This is a genomic window from Chryseobacterium salviniae (assembly GCF_035819015.1).
Lineage (GTDB): Bacteria > Bacteroidota > Bacteroidia > Flavobacteriales > Weeksellaceae > Chryseobacterium > Chryseobacterium salviniae.
Window position 1 is genome coordinate 75,060 of sequence record NZ_JAYLAA010000018.1, and the last position, 20,825, is coordinate 95,884.

Genomic DNA, 20,825 nt, shown 5'->3' on the forward strand with positions numbered 1-20,825 from the left:
ATTGCTCTACCCTTTCAATTTTTGTCATTGGCTTGTAAGTTTATTTATAGATTTAGATTACCAATCCATATTTGCTGAGTTATCAAATATTCCCTGCAAATGATCACAAAATTTTTCCATAATATCATTATCGTGCATTGCAGATTCATACATCCCATTGCTTGCATAAGGTAATATTGTGATCAAACCTTGCCCTTGGGTATATGTGAGTGCAGGTTTTAAATTGCTGCTATTCATATCAGAGATAAAAGATTCTATCAAACATATAACTTCATTATCTTTAAATTCCAGTGTGCCTTGAAAAGAAAACCTATTTTTAGTCTTATTAAAGTTCATCATTACTGGTACAGCACCGGCTCCGGAATGAAAGTGGAATGCATTGCCGTCTTTTCCAAATGCACCGTGAGCAACAAAGTTCCTTACCTGATTCCTTATCATCAGTAATTCAATATAATATTCCTTTAACATATCGTCAGATATGACAGTATTGAATTTAGTTTTCCATTCGGCATCGATTAATTTTGTGACTTCTTCCCCTGTTTTTATTTTTTGTGTAAGGATAGCAAGATGAATAAATAGATGTTCTGTCCAGCTAAAAAATGATTCAATAGTTGAAATTGCTAACCATTTTGTGCTTTGCCGTATCTTGTAGTAATTTTTGGAACCTAGAACAAAAGTGCCATCAATAGAAATCCTTTCTTTAGATAATTTTTCTAGTTTCTTATTTTCTGATTTATATAGATTTAGAAAATAGTTAAATCGTTCAAATAAATATCCATTATTATTTACAATATTTATTTCGGAACTCTTGATAGCCTCTGCTGCCAAGTGGTTAAAATATGGTCTTGAAGATTTTATCGCACCGTTAATTTTCTTAGTAATTATTTTCGCATCTTCTTCATCTTCCTTATTTTGAATAAAAACCCCAACTCCCATTTTCCTGTGTTCAATCAGAAATGCTTTACCATTAAAATCAATTGGAATAGACCAAGCCAGCTTTTCAGATCTTCCTGTGTCTTTGAAACCTAATAAATTTACAAATAGAAAATAAACTAAGTAGTAATCCTGTATCTCCCTTCCTGCATCACTTCTTTCAGCAAAAAATAATAGTTTTTCGTTTGCTTTTGTATTATCATCGACTTGCTTTATTGGAAATAATATTTTCAGGGCATTTTCTTTGTATTTTTCAATATTCATATTCTATTTTTATGCAGGTAGTTGGGTTTTCATTTTCCGGCTTTAAGCATCTTCAATGATTTAGATAAAATAATTTTAAACTATTTTAATGTGTTTTTTATATAATAAATCTAATGTATCTAAGTTCAAAATTCGAATTAATTCTTATCGATTCAACTGGCGCATTAAGATATTTGGCTAGGACTGTCTTTAATCCATTTTCATTATACCCATCAATATAATACTTCGATATTTCTTTTTTAATATCATTTCCGTTAAAGATTATTGATTCGATCACCTGGACTATTCTATCTCCAAAACCATCGTTTGTTGTTTTTTGGCTGCATTTAATTTCAATATTTATTGTCTGCGAATTTGGTAAAAATAATACAGAGTAATCCTGTTGAATTAAAATACCATTTATGAAATCGAATGATTGATTGAATGCTGGATTATCTCTTAATTTAAAAATTTCTTCTCTATAATTTCCTTTAAAATTATTAAATCTGAATTCACCTTTGCTGTCGTAATACATTTCAAATAGAATTCCATTTAGAATATGATTCTCGGAGTTTATTTGAAAATCTAGTAGTGACCTATTAAGATTTTCAAAAAATGTCATAGCGGAATTTGCCCCACCAATAGCGCATTGTAATAAATTTCTTCCTAAAATGAACATTTGGTCCTTATCTAATTGACTTACTGGTATTGTTATTAAATAATCAATTGCAGGATTTTGTTTGTACCAATTGTAGGTCTTTAGTTCTTTAATTTTTTTGTAAAATTCTGAATCTTCATAATAATTTTCATCTTTCAAAACATTCGGATTATAAGGTAGGCTTAAAATATTTAGCTTTTGATGTTTGTAAAAGTAAAAATCACCAATTAATGAGGTGTGTTCCCAAGTTGTTTGTCTTCCTCCTGACAATGCAAAAACTGTCTTTCTTACAGATTTAAATAGATCTTCGACAGCTATCCTTTCGGACGAGAGGTGCTTTATTAGTGAGCCCGTATAAATACTATTATTCTCATATCCGACATCTAAAGCACCTTCATTTGGAGATGTTGAAAATGCTATTAGTGATCCTTTAGGAGCTATAATTGGACTAAATCCAAGTGCAGTCCCGCGACCAAATGATCTTCTGCAAGCATCTAATATCACTATGTTTAATTTAGTAGGATTTTGCCTGTATATGTCAAATAAATCATTTAAAGTAATACAATTTTGTTTTGCCACATATTTATTTTCAGGAGGAATTTGCGAATCGATACTCGCCAAAAAATTCTCTCCATCTACTTCGAATCCGTGACCTGCAAAATAAAAAATAGATGCATCAAAATCTTTTAGTAAGTCGCTATATTCTTGTAAAATTTCAACTATGTTTTTTTGATCGATATTTAGATATAATTTTACCTCATAATTGTAATCTTTAAAGATTCCAGCAATTTGATTTGCATCATTTTCTCCGTTAGTTAATTCATTTCCTTTAAAGTAGTTGTTATTGCCAATTATAATTGCTAATGTTTTCATATATCTAAGTCGATTTTGGATGTTTTTAAAATATTCGTTGATAAAATGTAGAAAATTAGAATTTTGCAAGCTATTCTGATTACCTAAAAGGATAACCTTTAAACAATCAACTTGTGTTTTTCGATATTGATATTCTCCATCACTTTAGACCTCAATATACAAAAGATATTGTTAGAAAATTACGGTTTCCTCTCAATATGAAAAAAGTTTGTCGCGACAATAACGCAACCAGAATATTTAAATTTGGCAAAATAAAAGAATTGTGTTTTACTAATATGCAAGGTAACACACAGTAATAATATGAGCCGGTCTTATTCTTCTAATAAACCTGAATTTTTGGTAAGAAAAACTTTTATAATTTCATCTGAATTAAAATTATCAGAATTGTGTGTTTCCTGATTGTTGTTACTCCCTTCCCTTGAAAGATTTTCATCAAAAGTTAAATTGAGTTTTGAAGTCTTTCCCTTAGTCATAACATTTGAAGATAGATCTAACTTTTCATAATACTTTGCAATTCCTTGTGGCTGTGTTTCAGCGAAAATTAATGGTGGGCAAAGTGAATAAATTAATTCTTCACCCTGAAGTAAAACTTCATCTTCTTTATGGCAAGGTATGTAAAACTGAATGTACGAATCTTGGTAATAAAGTTTAATCCAGTGAGAAGGCAATTTACTTTCTAAATTTCTTTTTTTGAAAATTAATACATAGGGAAATTTTACATTAAAACCAGATGCCCCCCTATGAATCTGTTTGGCATGCTGTACAAAATAAGCCTCATTGTTATTTCTCATCAGAAAATCAAAACAGAATTTATAGTTGTCTACTTCAACATCAGGAATTACAGTCAAGGCAATTTTCAGTAAACATTTAAAAATGTTAATCGGTATATAAGGATTATGTATAACGTTAAATTCTATAATACCTCCATCTAATTTTTTTTAATTACCCCTTGTTTATTTGATTCTATATCAATGCCATGAAAACCATTAAAACTATTTTTTTTAGCTACAATATTACCATCGTATGATTTAAATGTTGGAGGAGTTTGTGCTCCTAAGGCATTAACACTTCTATTCAAACCTAAAAAATTTGCCATATCACTTTCGAAACCTGAGAAATGATTGTTACACTTATCACATTCGTAATCTGACACCCCAGAATTATTTCCAAATAATCTTGAAATAATGTGAGGCTTGCTTTTAAAGGTTGTTGCATCGGACTTTTTACCACAGAAGCGACAGATTCTTTCTGATATTTTTTTTAGAGGACGCCTTTGATTATTTATTGGAGGAGTATACATACTTTTTAATTGATAATCCTTATCAAAAGCTTTTAGATGCTCAATATTTCCAGAGTATGTATATATGTTCATTAGTTATCCGTATTATTTTTCATTAACTTTAAATAACTTCGATTTTTACTACCTCACTACTAACCACTTTTGTATTTGTATCATTCATCTTCTGTCTAATTGTAACTTTAATTTTATCATTCTTAGGAGTAGGAAAATTCATTAAATCTGAAATATTTTTAAAATCAAAGGCTTTACAAAGTAATGTTATATGACGAGTAGAATATTTATGTCGCTGTGTTAATGACTCCACATTACTAACAAAACTTTTGGCCAAACCCATTTTTAGGCTAAGCTGATCTTTGCTTAGTTTTTTTGCTTTGCGAATGTTTCTTACGTGATTAATAAAATCCAAATCGAATTGTGTTGTTTCTAAATAAGTAATTTGTTCCATATATTTTTAAAAAAAATAACCCAATATGTTGGGTGTTAAATAAATATTTATTATTTTTGCTTTAGCGAATAAATCATTAACCTTCAACAAGGTAAAATGAACGATGTATCTCGAATCAAAAAGACCAATTTTCCATCGAGAACCTCGTGAAATCGCTCCATGTCTAAAAGTTTCTTACTTTTGTATACGGCATGCGAGCGGTTCTCACGTATACTTTAGGTGGAAACTTTAATCTTCGGTTTAAAGTGGGTTGGTCGCCCTGATTCTAGAGTGTGAGACCGCCGCATGCTATTTTTGCGTATAATTCTCATATCTAAAAGCATCGTTCCATATATAAAAATAATATTTATGAGGACGACATTTTCAACCATTCTTCTAATTTGCCCACCGGAGTAGTCCGCCAGCATAACAGAAAAAAAATACGGCTTTATGCCAGTTTTGCTTGCAAAATGCTGGATTGGTATTACCTGGCTATTATCGACAAACTCCGAAATTCCTTTAAAAGTAAAAGGAAAGCCAGACTACAATTTAATCTCGCACATTAAAAGTACTCGCTTTCTTTTGATATTCCAAATTATTTTCAGAACGAAGGGAATTTAATACTGAAGACAAAAAAATTCAACGGTCTGAATAATGCAGATGGTTACGGCTGTTTTTAGATTTCAATAGAATGTTTTCTTATTAGAAATGACACTTTACAATGAGTAAACTCATTGCGGCTTTACAGCTTACACGGGACACAATTTCATTCATATTATTTCAAGATGTGCTTGGGAAGGAGGTTTTGATATGTCCTTACTGAAGCTTCCTCCCAAGCATCATCAAGTAGATACGCTGAAAACATATTCAAGAAACAGAAAGTAGAATGTAACCATAGAAAAAGAAAAGCCCTTTCCACAAAAGTTGACCGCTAGCGTAGGAAAGAGCAAAGTCTAACGAATTAAACCTATTCAAAAGTATGAAAAAAAACTTTTGCAGCCTAAGTCATCTTCAATTGGCTTTTGGCTTCACCTTGCTCGTCTCCGGCGTAGCAATAGGGCAGATGCGCACCATTACAGGCACTGTCTCGGAAAATAACCAGCCAGTCAAAGGAGTTTCCGTATTCCAGGAGGGTAGTGAAGAAGTGGCTGTGACCAATGCAGCAGGCGTTTACCGTGTTCAGGTATCGGGAGAGAACCCCGTAATTATTTACCGCCATCCGGACTATCCCGAACGAAAAATCACTTTAGGCAGTAGGATAAACGTCAATATCTCATTAGGTAAAGAAAAAGAGATAGAGGAAGTCGTTCTCAACGCAGGGTATTATAAAGTCAAAGACAAAGAAAGAACAGGAAGCATTGCCAAAGTCTCTTCAAAAGACATCGAAAACCAACCTGTTATCAATGTGCTTTCCGCTGCACAGGGTAGAATGTCGGGCGTGAGCATTACCCAAAATTCAGGAGTTCCGGGCGGAGGATTTGATATTCAGATCAGAGGGAAGAACAGCATCCGAAGAGAAGGAAATGAACCATTGTATATTATTGATGGTGTTCCAATTCTTTCAGAAACTCCCTCGTTGTACAGTGCTGCAATTTTACCATACGCTACCATAAATCCTCTAAATTCCATCAATCCCAATGATATAGAAAGCTTCGAGGTATTGAAAGATGCCGATGCCACGGCAATCTACGGATCACGAGGTGCCAACGGAGTCATCATTGTGACGACCAAAAAAGGAAGAAAAGGAAGAACCGATTTCAAGATTAATACCTCTTATTCTCTCAGTACGGTAGCCAACCGATTGAAGCTGCTGAACACTGATGAGTATATTAAGATCAGAAAAGAAGCATTTCAGAATGACGGCATCTCCACAATTCCTGCGGCAGCGTATGATTTCAACGGTGTGTGGGATCAGACCCGAAACACCGACTGGCAAAAAGAACTCATTGGTAATACGGCAGATGCGTCTGTAGTCCAGCTTTCTTTAAGCGGAGGTTCTGAAAACACCTCCTACTTAATCAGCTACGGACATAACGAACAGACAACGGTATTTCCTGCAGATTTCAGATACAAAACTAATAATCTAACAGGGAATTTCAGTTACAGAACACCTGATAAAAAACTGGAAGTCAATCTCAGCAATACCTTTTCGTTTCAAAGTAACAATGTCCTGAATGATGATTTAACAAAGAGAAGTTTAACTCTTAGTCCGAATGCTCCAGCACTCTACAATCAGGATGGTTCATTGAATTGGGAGAACAATACGTTTACGAATCCTCTGGGTGTTTTCAAAAGCGAATATCTCAATTCTAGCAATTTTTTAAACAGTGGAGCGCAGATTTCGTACCGCTTATTTCCGTTCATTACACTAAAATTCAACGGAGGTTTAACGTATCAGAATTTTGAAGAGTTTTCATTGAAGCCCCACACGATGTACAATCCCTCATCAGGATTGACGAGTGCCAATTCCACATCTTTTAAAAACAATTCTTCCACATTCTCTTATATTCTGGAACCGCAATTGGTTGCCAATCAAAGCTGGGGAAACCACAGCCTCGAAATGTTGTTGGGAACAACCTTACAGCAGTCTGAAACCAATCAGGGTTCTATACAGGGCTATGGCTTTGAGAGCAATGCCTTGATTCAGAATTTGGGAGCAGCTAAAACAAAAGTCATCAGCGACCAGGTCAGAAATCAGTATTACTACAATGCTGCGTTTGCAAGAATCAATTATCAATTCATGAAAAGATACATTGTCAACCTTACCGGAAGACGGGACGGTTCAAGCCGTTTTGGTCCCGACAATCGTTTCGGAAACTTTGGAGCGGTAGGTGCAGCATGGCTTATTTCAGAAGAAAGCTGGATGAAAAATGTTCGATGGCTGAGCTTTGCGAAAATCAGAGGAAGTGTCGGAACTTCCGGAAATGACAGGATCGGAGATTATCAGTATCTCAATACCTATACAATCTCATCCAACATCTACAACAACATCACAGCTCTGAATCCTTCAAGACTTTATAATCCCAATTTCAGCTGGGAGAAAACATTAAAGAAAGAAATAGCACTGGAATTATCATTTCTGAAAAGCAGAATTAATTTTTCAGCAGCATATTACAACAATACATCATCCAATCAATTGGTGGGTATTCCACTGCCTGCTACGACAGGATTTGCTACGATACAGTCCAATCTTCCTGCAAAGGTTCAGAATACAGGTTGGGAGTTTGAGGCATCAATGCAGGTTTTGAGACAAAGCAAGTTTAAATACGACACGTCATTCAATCTTTCTGTACCACAGAGTAAATTATTGGAGTTTCCGAATCTGGAAGGATCAACGTATGCCAATCAATATGTTTTAGGATATCCGATGTCACTCGTCAAAGTCTATCAGTTTGAAGGGGTAAATCCTTCCACCGGTTTATACCAATTTACCGACTTTGACGGAGACGGAAAGATTAATTCTCCCAATGACAATAAAGTGATTGAAAGAATAGGCGTGAGATTTTTCGGAGGCTGGTCAAGTAATTTCCGTTACGGACAATGGTCGGCATCATTTCTTTGGCAATTTGTAAAGCAGAGAAACTGGAATTACAACCGTCAGATGCTGGTGCCGGGATCAATGAACAATCAGCCTGTGGAAGTCTTGGATGTTTGGTCTCCTTCAAATCCTTCTGGAATGTATATGCCGTACAGTTCGGGAGCCAATGCTCAAAAGAATGCTTCACACGTTTTATTCCAGAATTCTACTGCTGCGATTGGTGATGCATCATTCATCAGACTGAAAAATGTACAGCTTAATTACAGCATTCCCGTTCAGAAATTCGGAATCAGAGAAGCAATGATTTATGTGCAGGGACAAAACCTCTTGACCTTTACAAAATATTTCGGTGTCGATCCTGAATTTGTACTGACCGGATATTTACCGCCACTGAAGACCTATTCAATGGGCTTTCAGTTGACTTTTTAAAAAGGGTTAAGCTTTTAGTATTTCAAAATTGAATCCATATTATAAAAAAAGTTTTTATAAGAATTAAGAATAAATCTTTAGCTAATGTAAGACTTATCCTTAAAGAATTTGAGACTTTATGAATGGATGTTTTCCATTGCGAAAATTGAAAATCAGATGATGTGAAATTTTCACATTCTAAGCATTGAATAAAAATTAAATCTTTAAAAAATTGAAAAAATGAAAATAAGAATAGAACATACTATTGTGGCAGCTATAATATCCGCCGTACTGACTACCGTTATTTCCTGTGAAAAATTCGTAGAAACTGATTTTCCCAATAACCAGCTTCCGACAGAAGTCGTTTTTGAAGACGAGCAAACCGCTGAAGCGGCATTGGCAGGACTGTATGCAGGACTTTGGACGAACTCGCTTATTTCGGGAGGTATTGATGGAATGGGTGCATTGATGGGAACGTATACAGACGACCTGACCTGTGTGTACACATCAGGATCAAACGGTATTTTGGATATTGCTAACAATCAGCAGGTTGCTACTAATACCGTAGTAACGACGGCTTGGACGAATGCTTACGGGCAGATTTATGCTGCCAACAGCATCATAGAAGGCGTTACGAATTCAAAATCGTTAAGTCAGGCATCCAAAGACCGAATCAAAGGTGAAGCATTATTGGTTCGATCCATTATTTACTTTAATCTCTATCAGATTTTTGGAGAAATAGCTTACACAGAAACTACGAACTATTTTATAAATAGCCACTTGGGGAGAATGAATAAAGATCAGTTCCTCATAAAACTGGAAACCGATTTGTCTGAGGCGGTCAATCTTTTACCATCCGCTTACAGAAATGCAGAAAGAATCTATCCCAACAAATTTGCGGGATATATGGCATTGGCAAAAATGAAGATTCTGTTGAAGAAATGGGCGGAAGCAGAAGTGCTTTGCAGTACGATATTGCAATCATCACAATATACATTTCAAACAGATCCTTCCAAAGTATTTCAGAAAAGCGGCACGCATATCATTTGGCAGTTGAAGCCCAAAAATACGAATGATGCTACGAAAGAGGCATCACTGTACAACTTTACGGGAGCACCTTTATCGTTTGTCCTCAATTTGAATCTCATCAATACCTTTTCTGTGGGAGATTTGCGGAGACAGTATTATATAACGGCAGTTCCTTTTAACCAGCAGATCAATTACCGCTCTTCAAAATATAAAAACCTTGCGGTCAATAATCCTAATGAATATTCAATAATCTATCGTTTGGATGAAGTCAATTTCATGATGGCAGAGAGCCTGATCGAGCAAAATAAAGCAGGAGAAGCCGTTTTGTATATCAACCGTTCCCGCCAACGGGCAGGATTACCGGCTCTTAGCACCTCATTATCCGTTTCGTCGGCAACCACAGAATTGAGAGAGGAAAAGCGCAGGGAATTTTTTGTGGAACACGGCATCCGTTTTTTTGATCTGAAAAGATGGGGACTGCTTGACCAGTTGATTCCGGTAAAACCTAATTGGAAAAACTACCATGCCCAATGGCCGCTTCCGCAGAAAGAACTGCTTCTCAATCCAAATCTTAATCCACAAAATACAGGATATTGATAATGAACAGAAGTTCGAAGAATTGGAAGAATAGGGAAGACATACCTGAAAATAATAAGACGATGAAAACGATTCGAAAAATAGGGCTCCTCATTGTGTTTACTTTTCTGTTGTTGCCGTTACAATTCAACGGACAACATGATGACCTGAAAAAATTGGAAGCATTGGCAGAAAAAGCCGAAGTCCCGGATTTTCTGAAAATGTCAGAAGATGGAGAATGGGTAAGCTGGTTGATGAAATATGAAAGTAAATCGCCGATGTACATTTTACAAAATGTACATGATAAGACTCAAAAGTTTGAAAGAAAATCAATCAGGACTTCATTTTTTATGGGCAGTGAAAAATTTGCCTTTTTGAGTGGTGACCGATTAGAACTGATTAGTTTGGCAACTCAAACTATTGAAACAAAAAATCATATAAAGACGATTGATCAGATGAAACCGCAATCTTTATTTTTGATTCATTATGATGAGCATCAGAATAACAGACTGGAAATCTATGGTAAGAACGGAAAACAGCTGCAGTCGATTGATCAAGTCGTACGATTTCTTAAGGTTGACAATGAATTGATTCTATGGACGAAAAACGATTCTAAAGCACAAGAAATTAAAGTTTGGAAGATTGAAGGGAGCAATAAAAAACTGATTGCAAGTACTTCAGAAGAAGTCTTGAAAGTTTGGAAAGGCACTGCTACGGAAGGAGGATATACAGTCTTTGGTAAAGACAAGCATGAATATACATTAAAGCACTATGTTGATGGTTTGCCGATTCCGCGAAACCTTGATTTGATGCGGAGTAAAAATTATCATTATGTAAATCTTGACTATTCATCAGATCCTGATGCATTATTTATCAAGCTGATCAGAAAGATTCCGAAAGAAAAAAAAATGATAGAGTTTTGGTATGGCGTTGAAAAAGATCTCACTCATCATATTAAAGATATGCAGGTTGAAGAAAAATTTTTGTGGTATCCCAAAACAGGTAAAGTAATCCCGATGGATTCGATTTTTCATACAGAAATAGCGATTGGCAATTCCGGAGATTTTTTGAAGATAAAAAAAGATCATTCATTTGTAGATAAGAAAGATGATTTTTTCATGCCCAAAAGAGATTCCTTGTTTGTATGGAATTCAAGATCAAATGAACATCGTTTTTTTTGTGTGATTGATGAAAGACTGTATGTTTCACCGGATAGAAAATGGATTCTTACGGCTGATAACGATGGATGGAATCTTTTAAACACAATTACCCTTAAAACTAAAAAGCAATTATCAGATCGTGAAGCTTCACCCTATTTTAAAGGAACTGAGTTGATTACCTGGGTAAAAGGGAATAAGGTATGGGAACAAAATATTTTGAACGGCAAACTGGTGAGGAAAGTGAATTTAGATGGTGACCATGTTGAAATTATCAACAGTCAACACCAAAAGATAACGGAAGGGCTGCCTAGAGAAATTATTTCAGTACCTGAAAATAATTATTTATTTCGTCTCTCAAAAGGTGATTTGCTGAAATCATACGTAGAGTGGGATCATCGTACAATAAAAAAAATTATAGCTGAAACTACAGATAAAATACGAAATTTGATCTTTACAGATAATCATTCAAATTTTGTGTGGACTAAAGAAAATTACAATGAAGCGCCATCCATTGTATTTAAACAAAAAGGAAAGAAACATCATGTCGTATTCACGTCCAATGTTCATGATAAAACTGCGGAAAAAATAAGAAAGATTCAGCTGCATTACAAAGGAGCAACTCAAGAAACTTTAACTGCAACTTTATTTTTGCCACATGATTATAATTCGGGTAAAAAATATCCTGTCGTACTTAATATTTACGAAAAACAACAGAAAGGCATGTCAGCCTTTTTGCTTCCGACCTTTAAAAACGGAAGAGGCTTTAATGTACGGTTGCTATTGGAATCAGGCTATATGGTGCTCATTCCGGATATTACATACGGAGATAAAGGATCTGGTTTGTCTGCACTGGAGTCAATCCATAATGTATTAGATGAATTGGTAAAAATAGAACAAGTAGATGCGAGGCGAATTGCTTTGACAGGACAGTCTTTCGGAGGATATCAGACCAACTTTGTCGCAACGCACTCAGATCGCTTTGCTACATTTATTTCGGGAGCATCGGTATCTGACGTTATCCATACTCCGTTTTCTTTCAATTACGATTTTGGAAGTCCTGACTATTGGCGGTATGAATATGGTCAAATGCGTATGGGTGGCAGCTTTGTAGAAAATAAACAAAAATATATGGATAACAATCCGTTGTATTTTGCTTCAGAGGTTAAAGCTCCCATATTACTTTGGACAGGTGAAAAAGACAGTAATGTAGATCGCGAGGAAACCCGCTCATTATTTGTGGCTCTGAGAAAATACCGCAAGCCTGTGATAGCATTGTTTTATCAGGATGAAGGACATTCTCTTTCCGGTAGAGCAGAACAAAAAGATTTATCTGTAAGAATGCTGGAGTGGCTGGATTATTTTTTAAAAGATAAAAGAGATGTTGAATGGATTGATAAACAAATGAAGGGTGCGTTGTAGCACCCTTCACCTTTTTAATTAGTTAGGAATTTCATACAGTGGATTCCCGCAAGAGGTTCCACCTGCATTTTGGAATAGATTATGAGTGTTGACCCCATCAGACCAGGTACATACTTCCGTAATAACGTCTGGCTGACATGATTTTTCTGTCATAATACATTTTTCAACAGGTGCTAGAGGATCAAAACGATAGCCGTTTTCCACTAAACTGTTTTTTTTCACAACGCTTGTAGCGTACGCACTTCCTGCGCCTAAAAGCAATACTGCTAAGGGCAATGCGATTTTTCTCATTTTTTTCATGATGTAAAATTAAATTTGGTGCCTACTCTTAGTTCAGGTTTTCGGCTTCCCCCTGCAATGAAATGCTGAGTGATGTTCTGCGCAAAACGATATTTAATGATTTCATTTCCTGTTAATACATAAAGATGCTGATCTGCAATATGAAACTGCATCTTTTTTTCCTTTTTGGGATTTGGTAGATAAAAACTTCCTATGTATCCTTGTTTTACGGTAGAATAAACATCAATGATAAAAGAATTTTTCCACCGATCCCTGTCTTCAAATTTTCCGATGAGATTTGATTCGATAAACAACAGACCCGCATACGCAAATGCTTTTTTATTGACTTTTAATGGAGGTTTGCTCATCTTCTTTTTTCCGTCCGAAAGTTCAGAAACTTCAATCTGCGGAATGCTTATCGTATCAATGGTTTTATACTTCGCTTTGATGGTAAGATGGTTATCCATGATCAAGAGCTGATTTTTGTAATAGTGTACATAAACAGCAGTTTGAGTGATTGGGTCAAAATGCAGTTGTCCATCAGTATCAAAGATTCCGTCATTGGTTTTTCCAAGAATTCCTGATTTCAGATTCAGAGGATTTTTCTGCAAAGGATTTAACAATCCTAAGGTCTGCTTTTCTGAATCTTTGAAATAAGTGCTGATTGCAAAGGAATCTTTACTGATATTCACCAATTGGCTGAAATATGCCTGTCCTAAGCTCAAGGTCTTTGCCTGATGATTTCCCAGCATTCCCTGATAGATAACAGGTACGCTTCCATCATACAGATAGAAATCCGGTGCATTCACCTTCAGTTGCGCTCTTTTAAAATCAAAGTCGTACCTGTCCGGTATTATCCTGTGATCTTTCATTGCTTTAAAATTCAAATCAGTTGATGTCAGTAGAAATGGAGCAGTATAGTTGCCCAGATATACTGAATCTTTTGAAATGCCCGCAAGGTAATAGGAGTTGATCTGAAGATTGAAACGATTCTTTTCTGTTATAGGATGCTGCAAAAACCTTCGTGTAAAATTATTTTCCTTTTTGATCATAAATTCTGATTGTCTGTACATCAGAATGATTGCTGAACAACTTACAATCGATAAAACAATCAGCAGACTTACAGATTTAAAAATCTCTTGTCGTTTAGAACCTGAATATAAAACAATTGCAAAAGCAGCTATGATAACTGTGGCAATATTAAATATCAGATGGGTTTTCCAATCCATTTTTTCTAAAATTCCACCGCAAGAGCAAGGAATAAACTCGCTGTAGTTCAAGATCATGTAAATATAGACAGTGAATAAAACCATCAGAACAAAAGAAAAGTATAATCCGATTTTTCTGGTTCTCTCAAAGATCAATAAAATACATATTGCAAGTTCAATGATTAGAACTCCGTAAGAGATAACATTTGAAAATGCACTCAATAGGGGAGACTGTGCAATCTGAATCTGAAAATTTTCAAAATCCATCATCTTACTGATGCTCGCATAGCAAAACAGCAGGATGAAAAAATAGCTGACAATTTCTATAAATCTTGTTCTGACGGTTTTCATAATCGTAATATTTATCCTTTTCTAACTAAAATCCATTGTACGTTCTTTCCGCAATATGCCGGCATAAGTTCACCTTTTGATACAAAAACTGAAGTACTGATCCGCCCTTCAATTTCCCATTCACCGCTCACAGTGCATTTTTTTCCTGTGCTTATCAGTACCTTTTGGTTTTCCACACTTAGAAACTTTGTCGGTTAAAGAGGTTTTTATTTCTGGTGGTATCCTGCTCAATCCTCCAATGCTGCTTATCTCTTGGTGGATCGTCATCATCATCTCCTGTATCCAGATTTTCAGAATCACTTTCTCCGGATTCTTTATTTCCAATTTTTTCAGATTCATTATAGTTTTGAACTTCGATTTTCAGATTTTTTTGTTCTGTTATGTTAAAATCATTATCAGATCTTTCGCAAGACTGCATAAGCAATACAGTTATTAAACTTAAAATTGAGATACACTTTTTCATTTTTTAAATGGCTTTAAAAGTTATCCCGGCCGGTTTGAAATATGATTAGAATTCTGATGTCGAAATTAGGAGTGTTGGGGTATTCAGAAAAGCTTTATGCGGGTCTATGGATTCATTAGAAGGGAATAATTGATACATTATTCCCACAAAATAGAATCTTATAACGCTGTAAATCAGCTCATAGGTCATAAAAACTTTTGAATAGATCAAACAACTGTTTGAATTATGATTTTTTAATTAAATTTGTGAATACGCTATCTATATGTATTATCATAATCGAATTATTATTGTTAATATTTACTTTCTTTTTGTCATTAATCCAAGGTCAGAATCTAAATGAACAGTCTTACAAGAATATTTCAGGCTTATTTAATTCGTATTCCGAGAATGATGAAAGAGCCTTGGTGTTTGTAAATCTGTACATCAGCAAAGCAAAAAAAGATCATAATTATAAAAAGCTCATAAGAGGATACGAGGAAGCGATCTACTACAGCAGAGATGTGAACCGCAAATTATTATATGCAGACAGTACGATAATCACAGCCATACAAAACAAAAATGATGATGATATTTCCAGGGCTTATCTTGGAAAGGGGATCATATACTATTATAACAGAAGACAATATAAACCTGCTTTAGAGCAGTATTTAATAGCCTTCAAGTTTTCCAAGAATTCGAAAGATGATTACCTCAAGAATAAGATCACGTATCATTTGGGGATGGTTAAAAGCTATTTGGGTTATTATAAGGAGGCGGCAGTACATTTTGAAGAAGCAGCAGATTATTTTGAAAAAAAATCCAAAGAGAATGTTCATCCTAACATCAGGCTGAATAACGAATCAGGATACTTTAACAGTATTTACCGGTTAAGTACCTGTTACAGGAACTTACGGTTGTATCAGAAGGAAGATTCATTGATTAATATAGGATTAAGAAGACTTCACAATACCGCTCAGCTGTCCACGGAGTATGGATATTTTCAAAAAGGAAAAGGGGTACAGTTGTTAAGATTGGGAAATACCGATGATGCATTACAATATTTTAAACAGTCAAAGGATATTTTGAGTCACCATCAGGATGATGCTTCATTAATGACGGTTTATTTTTATATGGGAAAAGCGTATTGGTCAGATAGAAAAAGAGCAGAATCTTTACAGTATCTTAATAAAGTTGATTCTTTGGTCAATAAATTTTGGTTTGTCACTCCGGAGATCAGATCCGGTTATGAATATCTCATTAAAGATGCCAAACAAAACAAAAATTATGAAAGGCAATTATATTATACCAATCAGCTGTTAAAGGCTGATTCAATTATCAATGCTGATTTTGCCATGCTTTCTTCAAAAATTCACAGGGAATACGATACCAATACTTTATTAGAAGAGAAGAATAAATTGCAAAGGGTTCATAAAAATGGGTTTATTATTTTATATTATTCTATGGGTTTTGGATTGATGATATTATGCTTTTCAATCTGGAAGTTCCGCAAGAGAGAAAAAGCACTGACGATCAAGTATCAGGAATTGTTAGAAAAATTTAATACTTCTCAACCTACAGATCATTTTTTAGAATCGAAACCTGTTTCTTCCGAAGAAAAAAATATATACAGCGCAGAAATTATTGAAGAAGTAAAAGCAAATCTCAAGATTTTTGAAGAGAGAAAAAACTTTTTGAAGCAAAATTTAACGCTTCCGATTGTGGCTAAAATGATTGGAAGCAACCGTACCCATCTATCATACGTACTCAATGTTCATCTTGATGTAACATTTACCACGTATTTAAAAATTTTAAGAATCAGGTATATCACCAATTTACTATTAGAAGACAGTAAATATCTTAAATTTAAAATTGACAGCCTTGCGGAAAAATGCGGAATGGCAAACCGGCAAATCTTTTCAGCACATTTCTTGGAAATCAACGGAATTAGACCTACCGATTTTATCCGGAAAAGACTGGATGAAATTCAGAAGAATTGATTTTTTTATTTTTTAGCCCGATTTTTACGTGACCAAAAAAATGATACGTATGAACGGACAAAATTTCCGAAAAAAAAATGACCAGCTTTGGAAAAATCTTACAACAACTGTAGATCAGATCAACAGGAGCGAAAATGACATTGTCATTCGTTCTGAAGAGATTCTGATGGAAACAGACATTGCCATTAGACAATTGAAGGATCACCTTCGGCAATATCAATTTTCAGATTGGAGTGATGAAATCTACTTTTTTAAAAATACCAAACCGCAATTCATAGCAGTTTATATTTACTACTCCAAAGTTTTAGCTATAGAAGCCTCAAAACCTTATGCAGATCCTCAAGCCTTACAATCCTACTACGAAAATGAGAGAAGCAATCTTTTGTATTTTTATAATGAGCAGAGAGAATTTATTAGTTACTACCGCCGAAAATCTACCTATCTGGATAAGAAATATTTCGTCAGGTTCAAATTCGACTTTAAGTTGAAGTTAAGCCCCGAACTGTACAGCTATGATGAAGAATTTTCGACATCCCATGATCATATGGTATCTCAGATTTTAGCGAATGATCTTTTGGATCACTATTTATCTAATAAAATAAATTCGAAAGAAGTCAGAGAAAATTCAATCGCACATATCAGAAATCTGGAATGGACAGCTCCTAAAGTTGCATTGATTGAGTTGTTGTATGCGCTTCACCAAACAAAATGTTTCAACGGTGGTCACTCAGATCTGGCTGAAATTTTCAGGTGGGCAGAAAACTCACTTCATATTAATTTAGGCAATTATCATAAAACTTTAGGTGAAATACGCTTACGTAAAACGGAAAGAACTAAATTTTTGTCATTGCTTCAAAAGAATTTAGATCAATATCTGGATAATTTAGATGTGTGATTTGGATGAAGATAGATAAAACAAATTGTAATCTTTAATTTAAAACCTTTTATTCATAGGTTTCACAAGGGAATCTTTCGGTAGTACCGACAAACTACCGAAAGATATTTTGCGTGATTTCGAAAATTTGTCAGACAAAACAAATTTGAAATCATGGCAATATCCATTATCACCAAAGAAGATCTTCAGCAGTTTAAAGTTGAATTGCTGGAAGGGATTAAAGAATTACTACACGATAATACAACAGAACAAAAATTATGGCTTCGGACCTCCGAGGTCAAAAAGCTGTTGAACATCTCTTCAGGAACATTACAAAATCTGAGAATCAACGGAACGTTATCATACAGTAAGGTAGGAGGGACTCTGTACTACAATTACAAAGACATTGAGAAACTACTGACAGACTTCAAACATTAAATCGGTAGTTATGAAGCAGTCTAATAAAATTATTGATTTTTTTGGAAATGTCATTAGGGATCATCGGATGGTTCCCTCGCACATCAGTTTATATGTTTCGCTTTTCCAGTTGTGGAGTAGGCATCAATACCAAAATCCATTTCGTGTGAGTCGGAAAGAGGTGATGAAGCTCGGTAAAATAAAATCTTTTGCGACTTACCACAAATGTATAAAAGAACTGCATAGCGCAGGGTTTATCATTTATTCCCCTAGTTATCACCCTTATGAAGGAAGCTTAATCGAAATTATTGATTTTGAAAGTGAAGATTTTGAAAAAAGTAAAATAGTACATGACCAAAAAATAGTACCCGACAAAAAGATTTCCTTTTCTGTACCGATGCTGTATGAGGTTGAACTATATTTTAACGAGTGTGATTTTCAATCTGAAGAAGCGAATCAATTTTATTCATTATACGAATCTAAGGATTGGAAGTTGTGCAATGATCAACCCATGAAGTGTTGGAAATCTGCAGCAAGAAATTGGATTTCAAAGCTGAAAAATTCAAATCAAAACCAAAACCAAAACCAAAACTAATGAAAGAAATTGATCCTAAAACTCCGATCTGGCAACTGACTGTTGGAGAATTCTTAGAAATTTCGAGCGGTGTCAACTCTGAAAAGAAATATGAATATGGTCTGAAAGGTTTAGCGAAAATATTGGGATGTTCTGTTTCAAAAGCTTCAGAAGTAAAATCATCGGGGTTATTGGATGAAGCCATCATCCAAAACGGAAACATTATCATCATAGACAAAGAAAAAGCATTATCGCTTTTCGGAAAAAAATAAAGATGACTTATCTTGAATTGATACACCGATTTTGGGATTTTAATAAAATAAATCAAATAGGTTCTACGGGAATTTCGATGTATCTGTATTTGCTTAAAATTGGATATGACAATAACGGGTATGAGTTCCAGATTTCTGATGTTGCAGTGAGTAAAGAGTTGGGATTAACCCGAAAGACCGTAAAATCTGTAAAAGAGAAACTCCAGAACTTTGGATTAATTGAATTTCAAACCAAGAACGGACTTCCATGTTACTACAGATTGCTTTTAGATTATCCCTTGAAAATTGCTAAACCCGAAAAAATAAAGAAAGCTAAAATTGTAAAAAGTTCAGATTTTCTTACAGCAGGAAGTGTAGAAATTCCATCACAACAACAGCCATCACCACCTGTAATCAATCAAAAGAACATTCCAAGTTTTGATGAATTTATTGAATATGCCCAAACATTAGAAACTTATGAATCTGAATTAGATTCCGTCATAGAAAAAAAGTACGAAGTCTGGGTACGTAATGATTGGCAAAATAGTTCAAACCGACGTATTACCAACTGGAAATCTTCCCTAAAAAGTATATTGCCGTTCATAAAAAATGAGGATACAAACCTTCAGCTTTCCGTATCAAGCATTCCAAATATAAAGCGTCCTAAAAATCCAGACCGAAAGTAATACTAAAATAAAAAATTCAACACATAAAAAAGATGTACAGCATGGGGGATCCGCATGTAAGACTTATCCGAAAGGAATTTGACAATAAAAGCGAAAGAGTTCCCGAAAAAATCAGAATAGGGAACCATTTCGTGGACGATTTCATTTTTGAAGATCATGAAGCTGCCGATATTCCTATCAATGCACTTCGGGTGATTTTCAATATTATTTCCATCATCAGCAATGAACAATTCCGTCCGGAAGACAGACCAAAACAGCTTTCACTTTTTGATGAAGAATTTGAAACCGAAAACAATATTTTCGCTTCTATAAAAATCAGAAATAGCAAAATTTCTCCTAGCGGTTCCACAAAACAAGTGATAGATGCTTATGAATTTCTCGCAAAATTCAAAATGAGCTGGTATAAATCGTTTAATTCTAAAGGAAGAGAAATCAAAACTTTCGGTGGACTCATTTCAACACCGAGTTACGATAAAAGAGGGTACACCACTTTTCTAATCAGCAGTTATTGGCTGAAAAAATTGATGGTCATTCCGGAATATAATTATGTGCTGTACAATCTGGTCTATAATGTAAGAAACAACAAACATATAATATTTGCTATCTGGCTTTCGAAAATCCCTGAAAATGGAACGGTATTAAAACTGTCAACACTGAACAAAAAATTTGGATTGAATTATCAAACTGCCAAGGATTTTTGTTTCAAGTTTCTAAAACCTGCAAGAAGCAGTCTTAATACATTCAATACGGTCTCTTTCGATTATAAGTACAAAAGAGATTCAATTTTTGTAATACCGCGTTTGACAAAAAAGAAGGAAGATGATCATATATCTGAAAACAGTAACGAAGAACGGAAATTAAGAAAAGCATATCCTAATGAAAAGCAAGAAATCAGCCGAAGATTGATCTACTTTAGAAAAAGATATGGTCTGCTGACAAGTGAAATGATTCAGTTTTCGCATCAATACAGATATATTCCGCAAACCAGAGTATTGATAGAGAAAGCTTTTGAAGAATTTATTAGAACAGCACGATTGCAAGGAATTAAATCGACAGAATTTCAAGGAACCGAATTTTTAAATAAAATTCAGGAACACATCATACAGATTTACAGGAATACAAAAATGGGAGAGTTGCTGCCAAATGGCTACCCAATAATTATTTGAGTTCGGAATTCCACTCACC

The 20,825-nt window shown here is 34.7% G+C and carries 18 protein-coding genes; 10 read left to right on the top strand and 8 right to left on the bottom strand.

The annotated features are described in order from the left end of the window. Window positions 1–57: 57 nt before the first annotated feature. From SOP96_RS04200 to SOP96_RS04220, 5 genes are all read right to left on the bottom strand, one after another. Window positions 58–1,197, bottom strand: coding sequence for a hypothetical protein (locus SOP96_RS04200; RefSeq protein ID WP_034976031.1), 1,140 nt, complete (start codon window positions 1,195–1,197; stop codon window positions 58–60). Window positions 1,198–1,294: 97 nt separating this feature from the next. Next, window positions 1,295–2,707, bottom strand: coding sequence for a caspase family protein (locus tag SOP96_RS04205; protein WP_034741428.1), 1,413 nt, complete (start codon window positions 2,705–2,707; stop codon window positions 1,295–1,297). A gap of 311 nt (window positions 2,708–3,018) precedes the next feature. Further along, window positions 3,019–3,555 (bottom strand): hypothetical protein, encoded by a 537-nt coding sequence (locus SOP96_RS04210; RefSeq protein ID WP_034741425.1) that lies wholly within the window; start codon window positions 3,553–3,555, stop codon window positions 3,019–3,021. An 80-nt stretch (window positions 3,556–3,635) separates the two neighbouring features. Beyond that, entirely contained in the window at window positions 3,636–4,079 is a 444-nt protein-coding gene (locus tag SOP96_RS04215) for an HNH endonuclease (protein ID WP_034741422.1), read from the bottom strand. Between the two features lie 28 nt (window positions 4,080–4,107). Further along, the gene (locus tag SOP96_RS04220) at window positions 4,108–4,452 is read right to left on the bottom strand and encodes a helix-turn-helix domain-containing protein (protein ID WP_034741419.1); all 345 of its coding nucleotides are present in this window, start codon (window positions 4,450–4,452) and stop codon (window positions 4,108–4,110) included. A gap of 958 nt (window positions 4,453–5,410) precedes the next feature. On the opposite strand from SOP96_RS04220, the gene SOP96_RS04225 reads away from it, so the two are divergent. From SOP96_RS04225 to SOP96_RS04235, 3 genes are all read left to right on the top strand, one after another. Further along, entirely contained in the window at window positions 5,411–8,398 is a 2,988-nt protein-coding gene (locus SOP96_RS04225; protein WP_034741415.1) for a SusC/RagA family TonB-linked outer membrane protein, read from the top strand. A 219-nt stretch (window positions 8,399–8,617) separates the two neighbouring features. After that, the gene (locus SOP96_RS04230) at window positions 8,618–10,003 is read left to right on the top strand and encodes a RagB/SusD family nutrient uptake outer membrane protein (protein WP_034741412.1); all 1,386 of its coding nucleotides are present in this window, start codon (window positions 8,618–8,620) and stop codon (window positions 10,001–10,003) included. Window positions 10,004–10,065: 62 nt separating this feature from the next. Next, entirely contained in the window at window positions 10,066–12,561 is a 2,496-nt protein-coding gene (locus SOP96_RS04235; protein ID WP_164462451.1) for an alpha/beta hydrolase family protein, read from the top strand. Between the two features lie 18 nt (window positions 12,562–12,579). On the opposite strand, the gene SOP96_RS04240 is transcribed toward SOP96_RS04235, so the two are convergent. The 3 genes from SOP96_RS04240 to SOP96_RS04250 form a co-directional block, all read right to left on the bottom strand. Continuing rightward, complete coding sequence (locus SOP96_RS04240; RefSeq protein ID WP_123855292.1) at window positions 12,580–12,837, bottom strand: hypothetical protein; 258 nt, start codon at window positions 12,835–12,837, stop codon at window positions 12,580–12,582. 20 nt (window positions 12,838–12,857) lie between these two features. Beyond that, the gene (locus SOP96_RS04245) at window positions 12,858–14,399 is read right to left on the bottom strand and encodes a MauE/DoxX family redox-associated membrane protein (protein ID WP_034741403.1); all 1,542 of its coding nucleotides are present in this window, start codon (window positions 14,397–14,399) and stop codon (window positions 12,858–12,860) included. 178 nt (window positions 14,400–14,577) lie between these two features. Next, entirely contained in the window at window positions 14,578–14,862 is a 285-nt protein-coding gene (locus SOP96_RS04250; RefSeq protein WP_123855294.1) for a hypothetical protein, read from the bottom strand. Between the two features lie 308 nt (window positions 14,863–15,170). Between SOP96_RS04250 and SOP96_RS04255 the strand changes: the two genes are divergently transcribed. The 7 genes from SOP96_RS04255 to SOP96_RS04285 all read left to right on the top strand — a co-directional run bounded on the left by SOP96_RS04255 (window position 15,171) and on the right by SOP96_RS04285 (window position 20,806). After that, on the top strand, window positions 15,171–16,838 hold the full coding sequence (locus tag SOP96_RS04255) for a helix-turn-helix domain-containing protein (protein WP_051889997.1): 1,668 nt from the start codon (window positions 15,171–15,173) through the stop codon (window positions 16,836–16,838). 49 nt (window positions 16,839–16,887) lie between these two features. After that, window positions 16,888–17,733, top strand: coding sequence for an RteC domain-containing protein (locus SOP96_RS04260; RefSeq protein ID WP_034741394.1), 846 nt, complete (start codon window positions 16,888–16,890; stop codon window positions 17,731–17,733). Window positions 17,734–17,886: 153 nt separating this feature from the next. Next, the gene (locus SOP96_RS04265) at window positions 17,887–18,150 is read left to right on the top strand and encodes a helix-turn-helix domain-containing protein (protein WP_034741391.1); all 264 of its coding nucleotides are present in this window, start codon (window positions 17,887–17,889) and stop codon (window positions 18,148–18,150) included. A gap of 10 nt (window positions 18,151–18,160) precedes the next feature. After that, window positions 18,161–18,724 carry a hypothetical protein gene (locus SOP96_RS04270; RefSeq protein ID WP_074231889.1) on the top strand — a complete coding sequence of 188 codons (564 nt, stop codon included), beginning with the start codon at window positions 18,161–18,163 and terminating at the stop codon, window positions 18,722–18,724. Further along, window positions 18,724–18,975 carry a DUF3853 family protein gene (locus tag SOP96_RS04275; RefSeq protein WP_034741388.1) on the top strand — a complete coding sequence of 84 codons (252 nt, stop codon included), beginning with the start codon at window positions 18,724–18,726 and terminating at the stop codon, window positions 18,973–18,975. Before SOP96_RS04270 ends, SOP96_RS04275 begins: the two co-directional genes overlap by 1 nt. A 2-nt stretch (window positions 18,976–18,977) precedes the next feature. After that, the gene (locus SOP96_RS04280) at window positions 18,978–19,640 is read left to right on the top strand and encodes a hypothetical protein (RefSeq protein WP_034741385.1); all 663 of its coding nucleotides are present in this window, start codon (window positions 18,978–18,980) and stop codon (window positions 19,638–19,640) included. Window positions 19,641–19,681: 41 nt separating this feature from the next. Then, on the top strand, window positions 19,682–20,806 hold the full coding sequence (locus SOP96_RS04285) for a hypothetical protein (RefSeq protein ID WP_117590634.1): 1,125 nt from the start codon (window positions 19,682–19,684) through the stop codon (window positions 20,804–20,806). Window positions 20,807–20,825: the final 19 nt, after the last annotated feature.